Annotated in this window: 14 protein-coding genes; all 14 read left to right on the top strand. The window is 40.3% G+C overall.

The window, feature by feature from the left end:
• Window positions 1–100 precede the first annotated feature (100 nt).
• The 14 genes from J1G40_RS12335 to J1G40_RS12270 all read left to right on the top strand — a co-directional run bounded on the left by J1G40_RS12335 (window position 101) and on the right by J1G40_RS12270 (window position 17,824).
• The gene (locus J1G40_RS12335) at window positions 101–673 is read left to right on the top strand and encodes a YdeI/OmpD-associated family protein (protein WP_265242949.1); all 573 of its coding nucleotides are present in this window, start codon (window positions 101–103) and stop codon (window positions 671–673) included.
• A 114-nt stretch (window positions 674–787) separates the two neighbouring features.
• The gene (locus tag J1G40_RS12330; protein ID WP_265242948.1) at window positions 788–2,161 is read left to right on the top strand and encodes an amidohydrolase family protein; all 1,374 of its coding nucleotides are present in this window, start codon (window positions 788–790) and stop codon (window positions 2,159–2,161) included.
• Window positions 2,162–2,183: 22 nt separating this feature from the next.
• A complete protein-coding gene (locus J1G40_RS12325; RefSeq protein ID WP_265242947.1) occupies window positions 2,184–3,155 on the top strand; it encodes a sugar phosphate isomerase/epimerase family protein in 972 nt (323 codons plus the stop codon).
• Between the two features lie 20 nt (window positions 3,156–3,175).
• Window positions 3,176–4,543, top strand: coding sequence for a D-arabinono-1,4-lactone oxidase (locus J1G40_RS12320; RefSeq protein WP_265242946.1), 1,368 nt, complete (start codon window positions 3,176–3,178; stop codon window positions 4,541–4,543).
• Between the two features lie 25 nt (window positions 4,544–4,568).
• The gene (locus J1G40_RS12315) at window positions 4,569–5,078 is read left to right on the top strand and encodes a heme-binding domain-containing protein (RefSeq protein ID WP_265242945.1); all 510 of its coding nucleotides are present in this window, start codon (window positions 4,569–4,571) and stop codon (window positions 5,076–5,078) included.
• A gap of 45 nt (window positions 5,079–5,123) precedes the next feature.
• Window positions 5,124–5,687, top strand: coding sequence for a YceI family protein (locus J1G40_RS12310; RefSeq protein WP_265242944.1), 564 nt, complete (start codon window positions 5,124–5,126; stop codon window positions 5,685–5,687).
• A gap of 206 nt (window positions 5,688–5,893) precedes the next feature.
• Window positions 5,894–7,327 (top strand): pyridoxal phosphate-dependent decarboxylase family protein, encoded by a 1,434-nt coding sequence (locus tag J1G40_RS12305; RefSeq protein WP_265242943.1) that lies wholly within the window; start codon window positions 5,894–5,896, stop codon window positions 7,325–7,327.
• A gap of 185 nt (window positions 7,328–7,512) precedes the next feature.
• Window positions 7,513–10,749 (top strand): VPS10 domain-containing protein, encoded by a 3,237-nt coding sequence (locus J1G40_RS12300; protein WP_265242942.1) that lies wholly within the window; start codon window positions 7,513–7,515, stop codon window positions 10,747–10,749.
• Between the two features lie 52 nt (window positions 10,750–10,801).
• The gene (locus tag J1G40_RS12295) at window positions 10,802–12,742 is read left to right on the top strand and encodes a S9 family peptidase (RefSeq protein ID WP_265242941.1); all 1,941 of its coding nucleotides are present in this window, start codon (window positions 10,802–10,804) and stop codon (window positions 12,740–12,742) included.
• 71 nt (window positions 12,743–12,813) lie between these two features.
• Entirely contained in the window at window positions 12,814–13,512 is a 699-nt protein-coding gene (locus J1G40_RS12290) for a DUF2490 domain-containing protein (protein WP_265242940.1), read from the top strand.
• 86 nt (window positions 13,513–13,598) lie between these two features.
• Window positions 13,599–14,822: a bifunctional alpha/beta hydrolase/OsmC family protein gene (locus tag J1G40_RS12285; protein WP_265243032.1), complete on the top strand. Its 1,224-nt coding sequence runs from the start codon at window positions 13,599–13,601 to the stop codon at window positions 14,820–14,822.
• A gap of 46 nt (window positions 14,823–14,868) precedes the next feature.
• Window positions 14,869–15,351, top strand: coding sequence for a YdeI/OmpD-associated family protein (locus J1G40_RS12280; protein WP_265242939.1), 483 nt, complete (start codon window positions 14,869–14,871; stop codon window positions 15,349–15,351).
• A gap of 61 nt (window positions 15,352–15,412) precedes the next feature.
• Entirely contained in the window at window positions 15,413–15,988 is a 576-nt protein-coding gene (locus J1G40_RS12275; protein ID WP_265242938.1) for a superoxide dismutase family protein, read from the top strand.
• 642 nt (window positions 15,989–16,630) lie between these two features.
• Window positions 16,631–17,824: an LETM1-related biofilm-associated protein gene (locus tag J1G40_RS12270; RefSeq protein WP_265242937.1), complete on the top strand. Its 1,194-nt coding sequence runs from the start codon at window positions 16,631–16,633 to the stop codon at window positions 17,822–17,824.
• Window positions 17,825–17,852: the final 28 nt, after the last annotated feature.

Genomic DNA, 17,852 nt, shown 5'->3' with positions numbered 1-17,852 from the left:
TTATTTTTAGTTGATGAGCGGCTAAAGATATGTATTGTTACCGTTAAATACCAATCAATCTGCAACCCTCATTCTTAATTTTGTGATAAGATAGCAGCTAATGGGCAAAAAGTCTGAATATTATTTTAAAAACGATAAGAAGTGGAGAAATTGGTTGCATAAAAATCATAGTACTTCAAATGGTGTCTACCTCATTTTCTATAAAGTAGAGAACAAAGAGGAAAGTATGCGCTGGGAAGAGGCCGTTCGAGTTGCACTTTGCTATGGATGGATAGACAGTACGGTAAAAAGCCTCGGTGAAGGCAGAAGAAGGCAGTATTTCTGCCCAAGGAAACCCAGAAGTGTTTGGAGCAAATTAAACAAGAAACATATTGAGGAGCTCATTGCGTCTGGACAAATGCACTCCAGTGGCCTGAAAACCATTGAGGCAGCTAAAAAAAATGGCTCATGGACAGCTCTCGATGATGTGGAAAACGGAGTAATTCCGGAAGATTTGCAAAAAGCATTTTCAAGTAAGCCCAAGGCGTATAAAAATTTTCAAAACTTTACACGGGGACAAAAAAAGAGTTATCTGTATTGGCTAAAGATGGCCAAGAGAGAAGCAACGCGTAAAAAACGGATAGAAGAAATTATCAATAATTGCAAGGCCAACGTTAAAACAAGATCTGGCTAACATAAACAGAATTCATATCTTTATTACATATCACTTATTCCCTTAATTAATGCAGGTATCTTTTAAGATTGCTATTACCATAGCAGTTAACTGCAGCCTATAAAACTAAATATGATGAGAACATTATTATTACTCCTTACCCTGATCTTCGTCTCCTGTAACCAGGCCCAGGAAAAAATATCGCCCTCTGCCACCCTGATTTCCGATGTCAACATTATTGACGTCCGAACCGGAGAAATTATGCAAGGACGGCAAATTGTCATCGATTCTGGTAAAATTAAAAGTATCTCAGAGCAAATACCAAATGCCGACAAGTTTACCAAGGTAATAGACGGCCAGGGAAAATATGCCGTGCCCGGTCTTGCTGAGATGCATGCGCACATCCCTTCGCCAAATACTTCTAAAGAGCGTATAGAAGAAACTTTATTTCTTTATCTGTCTAATGGGGTCACTACTATTCGGGGAATGTTAGGACATCCTTCTCATCTTGTTATGCGGGAGAAAGCCCTCAAGGGCGAATTGCTGAGTCCAAGAATTTTTACTTCAAGTCCATCCTTAAACGGTAATTCTGTCCCAACTCCGGAGATTGCACGGGAAAGGGTAATCCAATACAAAAATGACGGCTACGATTTTCTGAAAATACACCCTGGTATTCCTCTGGATGCTTTTGACGAACTGGTCCAGACGGCAAATGATGTTGGAATAACTTTTTCTGGCCATGTACCTGTTGCTGTGGGTATTAATCATGCGTTAGAGAGCAAATATGCCTCTATAGATCATGTGGACGGATTTTTAGAAGGCCTGGTACCAGAGGAAGAAAATGTCAATCCGGCTGAAAATGGATTTTTCGGCTATGCCTTCACCAATTTAGCCAGTACTGATAAAATCCCTGAACTGGTACAATTGTCAAAAGATAATAAGGTCTGGATAGTGCCTACTCAAAGTCTTTTTGAACGTTGGTTTGCACCCATAGGTTCGGATGAACTACTTGCCCAACCCGAAATGAAGTACATGCCGGCTTCTACCCTGGCCGTTTGGAAAAATCGCAAGGAGCAAACTACAGGCACTGGAAGTGGCTTTGATAAAGAACAGTACGCGACTTTTGATGCTATCCGTTTGCAACTCATAAAAAGCCTGCAAGAAAATGGCCATGGACTACTTCTGGGGTCTGATGCGCCACAACTCTTCAATGTCCCCGGATTCTCTATTCATCATGAGATTTCCGGAATGCTTAGAGCTAAACTTACCCCTTTGGAAATCCTAAAATCGGGCACCATAAACCCGGCCAGATTTTTTGATATGGAAGATGAGTTTGGGGAGATAAAAGAGGGTATGGATGCCGATATTCTATTGGTAAACAACAATCCCTTAGAAGATATTTCAGCGCTCAAGGAGGTTAATGGCGTAATGGTTAGAGGTACCTGGCTAAGTAAACAAACAATAGACAAAAAGTTAGCAGAAATTGCTAGTAATGCAGCAAGTAACTAACAAATGTTTAAACCTAAAATCTATGAATAGAAAGGATTTCATAAAAAATATCGGTTTGTTGACTGCTGCCGGACTTACGGTTCCTGAATTAATGCTAGCCGATGAATCCGAGGTATCGTATTCTAAAAAACTTAAAAAAATTGGGGTACAGCTCTTTTCCGTGCCAGCCGGCCTCGAAAAGGATTTTGAAGTTACTATTACTTCATTAGCTTATATGGGATTTAAAGAGATAGAACTTTTTGGCCCCTATCCGTATAGCGCACAGAGTGCCAAAGACAGATGGGCAGCTATCACCCCCATGTTAGGTTTTAGTGGCAGCGGTTATTTTGGCAAAAGCGAGGCGTATGTAAAGTCGATCTTCGACGCTAACGGCCTGACTATTCCCGCCATGCATACAGATCTGGATACTCTGGAACAAAACATGGAAAGTCTGGGCAAGGCCGCCAAGGTTTTGGGTTTTGAATATGTGATCTTACCGGCTATTCCTGAAGAAAGAAGAAAAAATCTGGACGATTATAAAAAAATGGCTGATTCCTTTAATGCTATAGGAATCGCGGCCAAAAGAGAAGGTATAAAATTTGCATACCATAACCATGGTTACGGGCTTAGCGAAGTAGATGGGCAGGTGCCTTTAGATATGCTCCTGGACCGCACCGACCCTGAACTTGTATTTTTGGAAATGGACCTATTCTGGACCATAGCCGGCAGGGCAGACCCTATTGCGTATTTGAAAAGATATAGCGGCAGGTACCGCTCCATGCATGTGAAAGATATGAAAGCAATTAAACATTTTGCCGGCGATGGTGGGGATCCAAGTCAATGGATAGCTCTTTTTCCAAATATGGTTTCTGCCGGAGAAGGGGTTGTTGATCTGAAAACCATTATTCCTGTGGCCCTTAAAAACGGAGTAAATCACTTTTTTGTAGAACAAGACATGGTTCAGAATCCTGCTCTGGCATTAAAAAGCAGTTTTGACTATCTTTCTTCCATCTAATTAACTTATAACTTCAACTAATGAAAAGAAAAGAGTTTATAAAAACCACCGCTGGTTTTGCCGCCGCCACGGCACTGACTCCAATGATTTCATGTAAAAGAAAGGACGATAAAATTATAAAAGAGGCAGTTGAGTTACGTAAGAACTGGGCAGGAAATTATACATATACCGCAAAGAACCTATATGAGCCGGGGCATATTACAGAGGTGCAGTCCCTTATTAGAAAATCGGATACTCAAAAAGCATTAGGGTCCCGACATTGCTTTAATAATATTGCCGATAATCCGGTAAATCAGATTTCTACTGAGTACCTCAAGGGCGTATTAGATTTAAACGAAGAAGCCATGACGGTAACTGTGGGTGCCGGTACTAAATATGGGGATTTTGCACCAGAATTGCATCAAAAAGGCTATGCGATTCACAATTTGGCATCCCTCCCGCATATTTCTGTGGCAGGAGCCTGCGCCACCGCTACACATGGCTCTGGGGTAGCAAATGGCAATCTGGCAACGAGCGTAGCTGCCATAGAACTGGTTTCCGGTGCCGGGGAGGTTATTGATTTGAGCAAGGCGGCCAACGAAGCCGATTTTAACGGGGCGGTGGTTCATTTAGGTGCCCTTGGAGTTCTCACCAAAGTAACCCTTAATATTCAAAAAACATTTGAAGTACGTCAGGATGTGTTCCAGGACCTTCCATTGGAATCGCTCACCAATAATTTTGATGACATCTTGTCTGCCGGATACAGTGTGAGCTTATTTACAGATTGGCAAAATCAAAAAATAAGTCAGGTTTGGATTAAAAGGAGGCTAGATCACCAAATAAAGGATTTAGGAACTGACTTCTATGGCGCAAAACCTGCAGAAAAAAATTTACATCCAATTACCAGGCTTTCCTCGGAGAATTGTACCGACCAGATGGGAGTTCCGGGACCCTGGTATGATCGTTTACCTCATTTTAAGATGGGTTTTACCCCTAGTAGTGGAGAAGAATTACAATCCGAATTCTTTGTCCCCAAAGTTAATGCGCTCGATGCCATATTGGCCCTGGAAGCAAAGCGAGAGCAAATTTTTCCACAATTAATGATCACTGAAATCAGGACAATAGCAGCAGATGATTTATGGATGAGTCCTTGTTACCAGGAAGACTGTGTAGCCATTCATTTTACCTGGAAACAAAACCCGGAAGAAGTTAGTGGGCTCATTCGTTTGATTGAAGCAGAACTGGCACCTTTTAAAGCCAGACCTCATTGGGGTAAATTATTTTCTATGGCACCCGGAATTCTGGCATCTAATTATAAGAAGCTACCAGATTTTATTGAGTTGGCCAAGAAGTTTGATCCCAAGGGTAAATTTAGAAACGACTATTTAGAACAAAATATTTTCAGTTAAACATATAATTCAAAAAACGAATATCATGCTAAAAAAAATACTATTAGGTCTTCTGGCAATTTTGGTGCTAATTCAATTTTTCAGGCCGGAAAAGAACGATTCTAACGATCAGACTTATGCGCTATCCAAAAAGTATGAAGTGCCGGAAAATGTACAAAAAACGCTAAAAGTTGCATGTAATGATTGCCATTCCAACCTGACGGCTTACCCCTGGTACTCCAAGGTTCAGCCGGTAGCATGGTGGTTAAATGACCACATAGAACACGGGAAGGGTGATCTAAACTTTTCTGAATTTATAAATAGGCCAATTGCTGTTCAAAATCACAAATTTGAAGAAATCGTAGAAATGGTAGAAGAGCACGAAATGCCACTTGCTTCCTATACCAATTTTGGGCTGCATGCCGAAGCCAATCTTTCAGAAGAGCAAAGAACTATGCTAATAAACTGGGCAAAGGCACAAATGAATTATTTGAAAGAGACCTATCCGGCAGACAGCCTGGTGATGAAACGCCGAAGAAGAGCAGCGCCAGAGTAAAATCTGATTCTTTATTACTTAATTATAAATCACAAAAATAAAATTATGAAAAACCTAGCTATAATTGTATGCCTCATTTTCTGCGTATCTGTCTATGCACAAACCACCTGGAAAGTAGACCCTGCGCACAGCAACATAAATTTTTCTGTTTCACATCTTATGATCTCAGAGATTACAGGGAACTTTGGTGAATTTGATATTACTGCGGTTACTTCTGATGACAGCTTTGCGACACCAATTTTTGATGTGAAGATATCAACAAAAAGTATCAATACTGGGGTAGAACGCAGAGATGATCATTTAAGAAGCGATGACTTTTTTGCGGCGGAAACTCATCCTGAAATGACTTTTAAAACTACCTCTAATGAAAAAATCGGGGAGAAAACATTCAGGATCAATGGAGAACTTACATTACACGGTATAACTAAAACCGTGAGTTTAGATGGTAAATTAAACGGGATTATTACGGATCGACGCAGTCAGAAATTAAAGGCAGGATTAAAGATTACAGGGAGCATTAACCGAAAGGATTTTGAGGTAGGTATGAAAGACTTCCCAATTGGAGAAGAAGTGAACATTGTCATTAACATGGAAATGGCTCAACAATAGTCCTCATCTGTATACGCAGGATGAACAATCAGTCCGATCCAAAATTAAATTAATAAAAGCAATTCCCCTTTCGACTAGTCCCGGTTGTTTAATATGGTAACGCATTTCTGGGACCTTACCTATTTCCATTAGGGTGATAGAAGGTACCGGAAAATGATCAGTATGGGAGGATAGTAAATAAATAGCAGTTTTGGAGGCATTAGCCTATGATAGACAGAATAAAGCAACTAGAGCAGATTTCCAGAAAACTTGAACCACTCCCTTCAGAAAGAAGTCAATGGAATAAGGCAGTACAGGAATATGCTGATAAATTCCTGGACGAGTTTAATCCAAATACGACTTTTGTTATTTCTGAAGAAATGGGCCGGGCCATATACGACTTCCCAATTGAAGAAACTGGAAAATCTATTGAAGAGATTCTGGATATTTTAAAAGATAATGTGGACACCCCCAATCTAAATCCGGCTTCTGGAGGACACTTTGGGTATATCCCCGGTGGTGGGGTTTTTACCACGGCCCTGGGAGATTACCTGGCGGCTGTGACCAACAGATATACTGGTATTTTCTTTGCCTGCCCCGGTGGCGTAAGGATGGAAAATTTACTGCTTCGATGGATGTGTCAAATGGTAGACTATCCGGCTGATGCCCTGGGAAATCTAACCTCCGGAGGTTCTATAGCCAATCTTTCTGCTATCGCAACAGCTCGTGACTATAAAGGAATTAAAGCAAAAGACATTGAAAAATGTGTGGTGTATATGACCCATCAACTGCACCATTGTATACAGAAGTCCTTGAGAATAGCTGGAATGTCCGAATGTATTGTACGATACCTGCCTATGGACCGTAATTTTAAAATGAATCCAGAGGCATTGAACCGGCAAATAGAAGCGGACCTTGTAGGCAACCTCATCCCTTTTATGGTCTTTGCCTCCGCCGGAACCACAGATACGGGGGCTATAGACCCGTTAGAGGCCATAGGCGAAATTGCCCAAAAACATAATGTGTGGTACCATATAGATGCGGCTTACGGAGGATTTTTTATGCTATCTGATAAATTAAAAAAGGCTTTTAAAGGCACAGCACTCTCAGATTCTATCGCCATAGACCCTCATAAAGGATTATTCCTATCCTATGGTATAGGGGCCATATTGATAAAAAATACGGCAGCGCTTTACCAATCGCACCACCATACCGCAAGTTATATGCAGGATGCTTTTACCTTAGAGGAAGAACCTTCACCGGCAGATCTCTCTCCGGAACTCACCAAGCATTTCCGGGGGTTAAGAATGTGGATCTCGTTGCAGCTTCTGGGAATTGCACCGTTTAAAGCTGCCTTAGAAGAAAAAGTATTACTCTGCAAATATTTCTATACTCAGGTGCAAAAGCTGGGCTTTGAAGTTGGTCCGCAACCCGAGCTATCTATAGCCATTTTTCGATATATCCCAGATGAAACTGATGCCAACGCCTTTAATCTGGGGCTGATAGAAAATTTTAAAAAGGACGGCAGGGTTTTTTTATCTTCAACTACAATTAATGAAACGGTGTGGTTGCGTTTTGCGGTACTCTCTTTCCGGACGCATTTGGCACAGGTAGACCTAAGCTTAACGTTGTTAAAGGATATGGTTAAGCATCACCATTAAATATTCTCCTAACCACTTAACTACTCACTACTTATTGCTTATTACTTAGTGGACACTGCGTACAGCTTTCTGCTTACTGCCAACTGTTTAATGTTCATTGTAAACCCACTCCCTTAACACGTTTTTAAGACTTCAAACTAAACTTTATAGGTATATTGGGTCCGACTTATTAACTTCACCTAAAAATGACAAAAAAATTACTCTTTTTAGGGGTATTTATTACCGCTATTTCTCTATTTGCTCAGGATTTTAAGACAGAATTACTTCAGGACCTCCAACCCAGAAATATAGGGCCTGGTGGTATGAGCGGGCGTGTAACCGCAATTGATGTTGTACATCAGGAACCCGATATTATGTATGTAGGCACTGCCTCTGGAGGGCTATGGAAGTCCACCTCAGGAGGCATAAAATGGGATCCCATTTTTGATAAAGAGTTTACCGCATCTATCGGTGCAGTAGCCATTCAGCAATCCAATCCGTCTGTTATCTGGGTGGGTACCGGGGAAGGAAACCCCAGAAACAGTTTAAATGGTGGTTATGGGGTGTATCGTTCATTGGACGGGGGTAAAAACTGGCAGGCCATGGGTCTGGAAAACACTCGTCATATACATAGAATTATTATAGACCCTACAGATCCTAATACCATTTATGTAGGTGCTATTGGTTCTCCATGGGGAGAACATCCGGAAAGAGGAGTATTTAAGACTGTTGATGGCGGTATTAGCTGGGAAAAAATACTTTTTGCCAATAACAAAACCGGAGTTGCCGATCTTATTATGGATCCAGGCAACCCGAATAAATTAATTGCAGCACTATGGGAACACAAAAGAGATCCATGGTTCTTTAACAGTGGTGGATCTGGCAGTGGTTTACATATAACCCATGATGGTGGCAAGACCTGGAAAAAGGTACTCCCGGAAGATGGCTTCCCGGAAGGTAATCTGGGTAGAATTGGGGTGGCCATTGCCCGCAATAAACCCGATATCATTTACGCCCTGGTGGAGGCCAAAAAGAATGCCCTGTATAAATCTGAAGACGGGGGATTTAAATGGAAGAAGATCAATGACAAAAGCGATATAGGAAACAGACCATTTTACTACTCGGATATCTTTGTTGATCCCCAGAATGAAAACAGGGTGTTTTCTGTATTTACCTATGTAAATGTATCAGAAGACGGAGGTAAAAACTTTACACAGCTAATGCCGGCATATAATGCGAATAACGGGGTACATCCGGATCACCATGCCTGGTGGATACATCCGGAAGACGGACAATTTATGATAGATGGGAATGATGGGGGACTCAATATTTCAAAAGATGGTGGCAAGTCCTGGCGTTTTATTGGCAATCTTCCTGTTGCGCAATTTTATCATATAAGTGTTGACAATGAATTTCCCTACAACGTTTACGGCGGTATGCAGGATAATGGTTCCTGGAGGGGCCCTGCTTATGTTTGGAGAGCACAGGGCATACGCAATAGTTATTGGCAGGAGATTTCTTTTGGAGACGGCTTTGATGTGATCCCTGATAGGGAAGATAGCCGTTACGGCTACTCTATGAGTCAACAAGGTTATGTTAGCAGATACGATTGGCAAACTGGCAATAATTATAGTGTGAGGCCAACGCCTCCCGATGCAGAAACAAAACTTAGGTTTAACTGGAATGCTGCTATCGGGCAAGATCCCTTTAATAACAATACCGTTTATTTTGGGAGTCAGTTTGTCCATAAAAGCAGAGACAAGGGGTTAACCTGGGAGGTAATATCCCCGGACCTTACCACTAACGACCCCGAAAAACAAAAGCAAAGCGATAGTGGCGGACTTACAATGGATGCCACCGGGGCAGAAAACCATACTACGATACTTGTAATAGAACCATCAGTTGTAGAAAAGGACATGCTCTGGGTAGGCACAGATGATGGACGTGTACATTATACCTTAAACGGAGGTGCAGAATGGATAGAGGTTACCAGGAATATAAAAGGCCTGCCCCCTGGTAGTTGGATACCACAGATAAAAGCTTCTACCCAAAATAAGGGAGAAGCACTACTCATTGCCAATGATTATAGAAGGTTTAATTATACCCCTTATGCTTATCGGACAAAAGATTATGGTAAAAACTGGGAACGTATAGTGGATGGGACCGATGTAAAAAGTTACACCCTGTCTATAGTTGAAGACCCGGAAAACCCAAATCTGATGTTTCTGGGAACTGATGACGGCTTGTATATATCATTTAATGCCGGGAATAATTGGGAAAAATGGACAGAAGGTTTCCCGACGGTATCTACAAAAGACCTGGTTATACATCCCCGGGAACACGACTTGATTATAGGCACCTTTGGCAGGGCAGCCTGGGTATTGGACGATATCAGGCCCTTAAGAGCCATTGCACAGGACAAAACTTTATTGCAAAGAGATATTGCTTTGTTTAGTCCTCCAACGGCTTATCAGGCAGCCTACCAACAACCAACCGGTAGCAGGTTTGGGGGCGATGCATTATACAATGCGAAGAATAGAAGTTCAGGAGCTATGATTACCTATTATTTAAAGGAAGGGAAGAAAAAAGGCCCTGACCAGAAAAAGGAAGACACCCCTACCGGGCAAGTAACAGATCAGAATGAAGCAGAAGAGAAAAAAGAAAAAGAATTGAGCGGTGTGCAAAAGAAGGATTCTGTTCAGTTCCAGTTTTACGAAGGAGACCGATTAATTAGAACTTTAAAGTTCAAAACTCCTGAAAAAGCTGGCTTACACAGAATTTATTGGCAAATGGATGAAAAGGGATCAGATCAACCTTCAAGAAAGATCAGCAAGAGTAAAAATGAGCGGGGAGGTATAAAAGTAAAGCCTGGTACATTTAAAGTCGAAGTCACCTTTGGAGAAATGACAGATGAAACCATGATCACTGTAAAATCGGATCCAAGACTCGAAGTATCTACTGTATCAATCAACGAAGTATACGAAATGGGGAAAAAACTTCAAAATTATACCCAGATAGCTGCCGATGCTGTAAAACAATTGGTAGAGAGTAAGAATCTGGCCAACAAATTTGCAGGGGATCTTAAAAAAATGGATAAGGAAAAGTATAAAGAGCAGGTGAAAGCTTCTAAGGACATGGTGAAATCTATAGATTCTGTCATTGCCATATACCTGGGAAAGGAAGATAAGAGACAGGGCATTACACGTAATCAGGAAATGACGGTCACCCGCAGACTTAGTTCTGCCCGTTCCTATGTCAGAAGCAGAAAAAGTGGTTTGACTGATACCGAAAAAAGATTGGTGCAATATGCTGAAGAGGATCTGAAAAATGCGCTCGAGAAAACAAATAGCTTTTTTAGTGAAACCTGGAGACCTTATCAGGCGTCTATTGAATCATTGGATGCCTCACCATTTAAGGCCACTCAAATCTTTAACCTTGAATGATCCGGAAAAACCAATATCAAAAAGTAAATCATTAATCTAAATAACAACTTTCATGAAACAAATCATTTTAATTTTGGCTCTGGCACTGGTCTGGGGTTGTAAAGAAGAAAAAAAGGAACCGTCCATTGCGGAAACCCTTAAAAGTTACACTATTGAGCAGATGATGGATAATGAAGCCATCGGCGGGGGTAGCTTCTCACCAGATAAGTCCAAGCTCCTGATATCGAGCAATCGTTCTGGTGTTTATAACATGTACACCGTTCCTGTATCCGGTGGAGATTTAATGCCAGTTACTCAGTCTGACAGTTCCTCCGTTTTTTCAATTTCCTATTTTCCCGAGGATGAACGTATGCTTTTCAGGATGGACAATAACGGAGATGAGATCTACCACATTTTTATCCGGGACCTGGAGGGGAATCATAAAGACCTCACCCCGTCGGATGGTGCAAGGGCTTTGTTCTACGGATGGGCAGATGATGATAAAAGTTTTTTCTATACTTCCAACAAAAGAGACAAGCGGTTTATGGATCTATACGAAATGGATCTGGCAGAATTTAAATCAAAGCTGATTTATCAAAACGACGAGGGGTACAATATCGGAGGCTTGTCCAGGGATAAAAATTACCTGCCGTTGAGCAAGGCGATTAATACCAATGACAGCGATTTGTTTTTATACAGCATTAAAGACAAGTCGCTTACCAAAATAAACGAGCAGCAGAGTTCAAACGGGGCTGAGGATTTTACCCCAGATGGTAAAGCGCTACTTTATAGTACGGATGTTGGCGGGGAATTCTCCTACCTGATGAAATATAATATAGAAGAGAAAACCCGTGAAAAAGTTCTTGAAAAAGACTGGGACATCATGGGAAGTTACTATACGGAAAATGGGACCTATCAGGTAACCTACATTAATGAAGATGCTAAAAATGTGATTGAAGTTAAAGATATGGCTTCGGGTAATAATATAGACCTACCGTCTTTTGACAATATGGATATTACCAATGTTGGTTTTTCACAGGACGAAAAGCATATGCGGTTCTACGCCGGCGGGTCGCATACCCCTTCTAATCTTTACGTATACGACCTGGAAGCAAAAAGCCAGACTAAACTTACAGATGTACTGAATAATGACATTGATGCATCACATTTAGTAACTGCCGAAGTTATTCGATATAAATCCTTTGATGGCCTGGAGATTCCGGCAATCTATTATAAGCCACATCAGGCCAGCCCTGATAATAAAGTACCTGCCCTGGTATGGGTACACGGTGGCCCGGGCGGGCAGTCGCGCCAGAATTTCAGTTCTCTGATTCAATATATGGTGAACCATGGATACGCCATATTGGCCGTAAACAACAGGGGCAGTAGTGGATATGGTAAAAGTTTCTTTCAGATGGACGACCTTAACCATGGCGATAAGGATTTAAAAGATTGTGTTGAAGGAAAGAACTGGTTGGCACAGCAACCTGAAATAGAGAGTGATAAGATAGGGATTTTAGGAGGTTCTTATGGTGGATATATGACTATGGCCGCCCTTACCTATACGCCTGAAGAATTTACGGTGGGTGTAAACTTATTTGGTGTAACCAATTGGATTCGTACCCTGAGAAGCATACCACCATGGTGGGAATCTTTTAAAGATGCATTGTATCTGGAATTAGGAGACCCTAATTCCGCAGACTCAGTGCGCCTTAAGAAGATCTCTCCTCTTTTCCATACAGACAAGGTTACCAAACCATTAATTGTGCTGCAAGGTGCTCAGGACCCTCGGGTATTGCAGGTAGAATCGGATGAAATTGTTGCAGGGGTGCGCAAGAATGGGGTTCCTGTAGAATATGTCCTTTTTGAAGATGAAGGTCATGGTTTTGTTAAAAAAGAAAACCAAATTGAAGCCTATAGCAAGGTACTGGAGTTTTTGGATATTCATCTGAAAGGCGATAAAGGAGAACCCATTAACGATGGAGATGCCATAGAATTAGAATCAGAAGACTAGTCAAAATATTTTTTTTAAATACGCTGCATTCCTAAACTTAGGAGTGCAGCTTAAAATTGGTAGATACTTTTATGAAGAAATTGTACGTAGTAATTTTTTTAACCGTCGGTTCTATAATTAATGCTCAGGAAACCGGAGAAGATAAGTGGGGAGCATGGTATATGTATTTTGGCACAAATAAGGTGTCCGAAAAGCTAAGTATTCATACAGAAGCGCAATTTCGATTTTACGAAACCACAGGTAATTTTAACCAACTACTTCTACGAACAGGTTTAAACTATCATTTTAAGCCCAACGCAATCGCAACTTTTGGATATGGGTATATAGGTACCGATGTCACCTTCCTGGAATTTCCAAATGAAACTGATTTAAAGGAGCACAGGATATTTCAGCAGTTCATCTTAAAGAACAAAGTTGGTAAATTTCTTTTTGAACACCGCTACCGTTTAGAACAACGTTTTATAGATTTTGGTGATGATACAGATACCCAGCATAGAGCACGGTACAGGTTGCAGTTGACCCTTCCTATTTCATCTACTTTCTTTCTGAATTTTTACGATGAAGTTTTCCTGAATTTACAGGACTCCGTATTTGGCCAAAATCGGCTGTACGCAGCAATAGGGGCCCATATTTCGCACAATAGCAGTGTGCAATTAGGATATTTGAAAAATCATTTCAGCGGTATCAATTTTGACAGACTTCAGTTAGGAATATTTTTTAATCCCGACTTAAGGAAGGTGTTTGCAAAAAACAACAATACTCAGAATTAGGGATTACAGACATAGGCATAAGTTTATGTTGATGGGTATTGAATATTGCAAAAATGTAAATGAAATATCAAAAAATAACTTCACCTATGCATCTGAAAAAAGTAACTTTCAAAAATAAGGAAGGCCAGGAGCTTGTTGGCCGATTAGAGCTACCGGTTGATGGTCATCCCCATAATTACGTAATTTTTGCCCATTGCTTTACGTGTAACAAGAATTTGCTTGCGGTTAAAAATATCGGTAAATCACTTAGCTCCAAAGGTTTCGCTGTATTGCGGTTCGACTTCACCGGTCTTGGAGAAAGTGAAGGAGATTTTGAAGACACCAACTTTTCTGGCAATGTGGAAGATCTGGTGGCCGCTGCAGAATTCCTCAAAGATCAATATAAAGCCCCGAGTCTTCTGATAGGACACTCTCTTGGAGGGGCGGCCGTTATATTTGCCGCAGACAAGATTCCATCGGTAAGAGCAATAGCAACCATTGGGGCTCCTTCCAACCCTGTACATGTGCAGCATTTGCTTAAAAGTAGTATTGAAGAGATCAAGTCTGAAGGACTAGCTACAGTAAACCTAAGTGGCAGGGACTTCACCATCAAGAAACAATTTTTGGACGACCTGGAATCTAAATCACTGCCAGAGACCGCCAAACGGTTACGGAAACCCTTGCTGATAATGCATTCTCCCCTGGACCTGACTGTTGGAATTAAAAATGCTGAAGAAATTTATATTGCCGCCCACCATCCAAAAAGTTTTGTATCCCTGGATGATGCAGATCATTTACTATCAGATAAAAAAGATTCGGTTTATGCTGGAATGGTGATCGCTGGTTGGGCTGAGCGATATCTCGAAATTCCGAAATCAGCCCCATTAAAGACCCAACATCAGGTGGCTGCCAGTCTGGATATGGAAGATGGTTTTACCACACAAATGAAAGTGGGCAACCATTATATGCTGGCTGATGAACCTGAATCTTTTGGTGGTAACGACTTTGGACCATCGCCCTATGAACTTGTTTCAGCTGGTCTTTCTGCTTGTACCGCAATGACTATTCAGATGTATGCAAAAAGAAAGCAATGGGATGTACAAAATGTAGAAGTACATACCTCTTATAGTAAAACACATGCTCAGGATTGTGAAGATTGCGAATCTCCCTCCTCAAAGATTGATACCTTTGACCGGGAAATAAAACTAATAGGGGATTTAGACCAGAAACAAAAGGACAGGATTCTACAGATTGCCGATAAATGTCCGGTTCATAGGACATTACATAATGAAACCCAGGTAATTACTAAGCTCCTGGAAAGTAGTGCTTAATTTACCAGTAATTCTGAATCATTAATGAATTAAGGTTTAAAAATATATGGAGAGTAACCCTTTTGAAATATCATTATCAGGGCCCCATGTCTTAATAATTCCTGATCATATAGCAGAGGCTTTTTTAGAAGCAGGGCACAAACGCGTAGAGGTAAAAGCCACATTTGAAGACAAAACCGTTGCTTTTCACGGCGCCATACAAAAGCGAAATGGACAGTATTTAATGATTTTCGGTAAAAAACTTCAGAAAGCCCTGGGAGTATACCCAAATGACTATTTTGAACTGCAATTTTTTAAGGACACCTCTAAATACGGCGTTGAAATGCCAGAAGAGCTGGCGGCGGTACTCATGAGTGATCATGAAGCGGCACAGATCTTTGAATCTTTCACCGATGGTAAGAAACGGGGTATCATCTATATGGTATTAGGTTATAAGAATTCACAGACTAGAATTGATAAGTCTTTACGTATTTGTGAAAATCTAAAAAGGGGTATCCGCAAGAACCCTGATCTGCTAAAATCATTTTAAATTAAGATTGATTCGCCCTTGAATATTATGTAACTTCCCGTCCGAATTTAAATTTACACAAATGAAAACTTTAAAATTAATAGTCCTTGGAATTGTGTTAATAAGTGGATATAACTGCAAGGAAGTTAAGAAAGAAACCAAAGAGATGTCGGAGGAGGCAGAAGAGGTTATGGAGGAAATTACTGTAGAAAGTATCCAATTTAAGATGGAAGCTAAAAGTGACAGTAATGTTGAGGGAGTTGTTACGTTTACAGAAGAAGATGGGAGTGTAAAAATGATGGCAACCCTCTCCGGATTATCTGAGGGTGAACATGCTATACATATACACGAAAAAGCGGATTGTTCTTCGGCCGATGGTAAATCTACCGGTGGCCATTGGAACCCAACGGCTCAACCTCATGGGAAATGGGAAGCTGAGGAAGGCTATCACCGTGGTGATATTGGTAATTTTACTGCGGATGCCGCTGGCAATGCCACAGTTGAATTTGCAACGGACCAATGGTGTATAGGTTGTGATGATGAAACCAAAAATATTTTAGGTAAAGCTGTTATTGTGCATCAGGGTGTTGATGATTTCACCTCTCAGCCCAGTGGAGCTGCAGGCGCCAGGGTAAGCTGTACCGGAATAATCCAATAATAGAAATTTTTAAGACTGCTAATAAGATATAAAGCCAGGCTTGTCCTATTGATCTTTCTTAGTTGAATTGTGCAAAGAACGATGTGCAAGGAAGATTTTAAAAAACAGAATTAGCATTATTGAGATCCAGATAATAAATAAGAAGTATTCCATAACTCAAGGGATATGAATAAAGTTGGTTAAGATTATTTTTCTATAAATTCTGTAACACTTGGGGCGTTTCAGAAGTGCATTTTTAACATTTGGACGATAAATTTACACATTTCATCCATAAAATCCTACAAAAAAGTTAATAATCTCATAAAATAAGGTCTCATAAAGGCCTCATTCTGAAGGTAAAAGCACTTTCAATTATCCTAAGCAATGTTCACTTTATCTTTAAAATTATATAAGGTTTTATTGCTATTATGATATAAACAAGGAATCTAAATTCTTTGAGGTCTATCGTTAATGTCTTTCACATCATTTTAATGTATTGGATTATGTGAATCTTGTGAAAGCATTGAAAATATTAGGGCTTGGTAATATTATTTAAATACTGATATGTCGTAATATTAGCTTGCCATAGTTATACTAAATGGAGTATCGATAAGCATGTTCTTATATTTTAGGCTATTTTTGAGGTTTTAAATTGGTCTGCTCATGAACCCATCTGCAACAGGTTGGATAGATAAATTTGGTTCTATTGTCAAAGACAATATACCAATGTATACAGACTTTTCTCAATTGCACACCGATTTAAAAGGAACGGGGTTCGTATATGGCATCAATATTAATACCCCACAATATATCCCAGTAGTACAGGCACTCTCAGAAGATGAAAAAGCCAAGATAAATCTGTTAACCGGCCTTTATCACGTACATAACTTTTCTAATCCCGATTCTGAATTTGAAGCTTTTCTGGAAGCAGTTTTCAACTTCTATACCCAATTAGGTGTAAGCAGTATCTCTTTTCTGAACAAATTATTGACGGGTAAGAAAACTTCTGCTAAGCTCGAAAAATTAATAGAATCAAGAGTATACCTGGAAGACAACCTTATCAGTAAGACTTTCAACGGTATAATCACTAATTCATTACTATTTGTAGATGTGCTTACCTTTAAAAAATTTCTCGAAGAAGGGGTCCAAAGCAAACAGCATGCACAAAACCTGGAATATATTGCCATAAATGTTGCCTATCATGCACTTCATTCTAAGGAAAAGAATAAAAATGATGAGAAGCTTGTACAGTTGTTCGAATCTTCCCTGACCTTTATTGAACTCGAAGAACAAAATTTTGATGGCTCTTACAGAAATCAGTTGATCAATTTTACTTCGCCCTGGGAAAAACACTTCTTCCTGGATGTTGCATGTCTTACATTATGGGAAGATAAAAAGTTAGTTTTTCAAGAATCCGAATACCTGCTGGGTATTGGATCGGATATGGGTTTAGCTGAAAACCAGATAAACAAGTCTATCACAGAAATCATCAGCTTTTTTGAGAAAAACGTTGACGAGGTTCCTTTTTTGAAGAATAATAATATGGCCATGCAGTTCTATGACAATATGGCCCAGGCAGTAAAAAAACTTATTCTACGAAATAGAAAACGTCTTCAAAAAGAGTTATCGGAGAGTAAGGAATTAATGGCTTTGATTTCTAAATCTACAGTAAAAGATCTGAGCGATGCTGAGAAGAAAAAAATGCAGCATCAATTAATTGATATTTTTAAAAGTATTCCGTCTCTGGCCATATTTATATTACCCGGAGGTGCAGTACTCCTACCCATATTCATAAAATTGATCCCTCAGCTGCTCCCATCTTCTTTTGACGATAACAGAATCGATAAAAAGAAATAGAAAATGGCCCCGGCAAGTGGTATTGAAA

This window comes from Muriicola sp. Z0-33 (genome assembly GCF_026126425.1).
Taxonomy (GTDB): Bacteria; Bacteroidota; Bacteroidia; order Flavobacteriales; family Flavobacteriaceae; genus JAFMPW01.
This window is presented reverse-complemented; position numbering and strand designations above follow the sequence as displayed.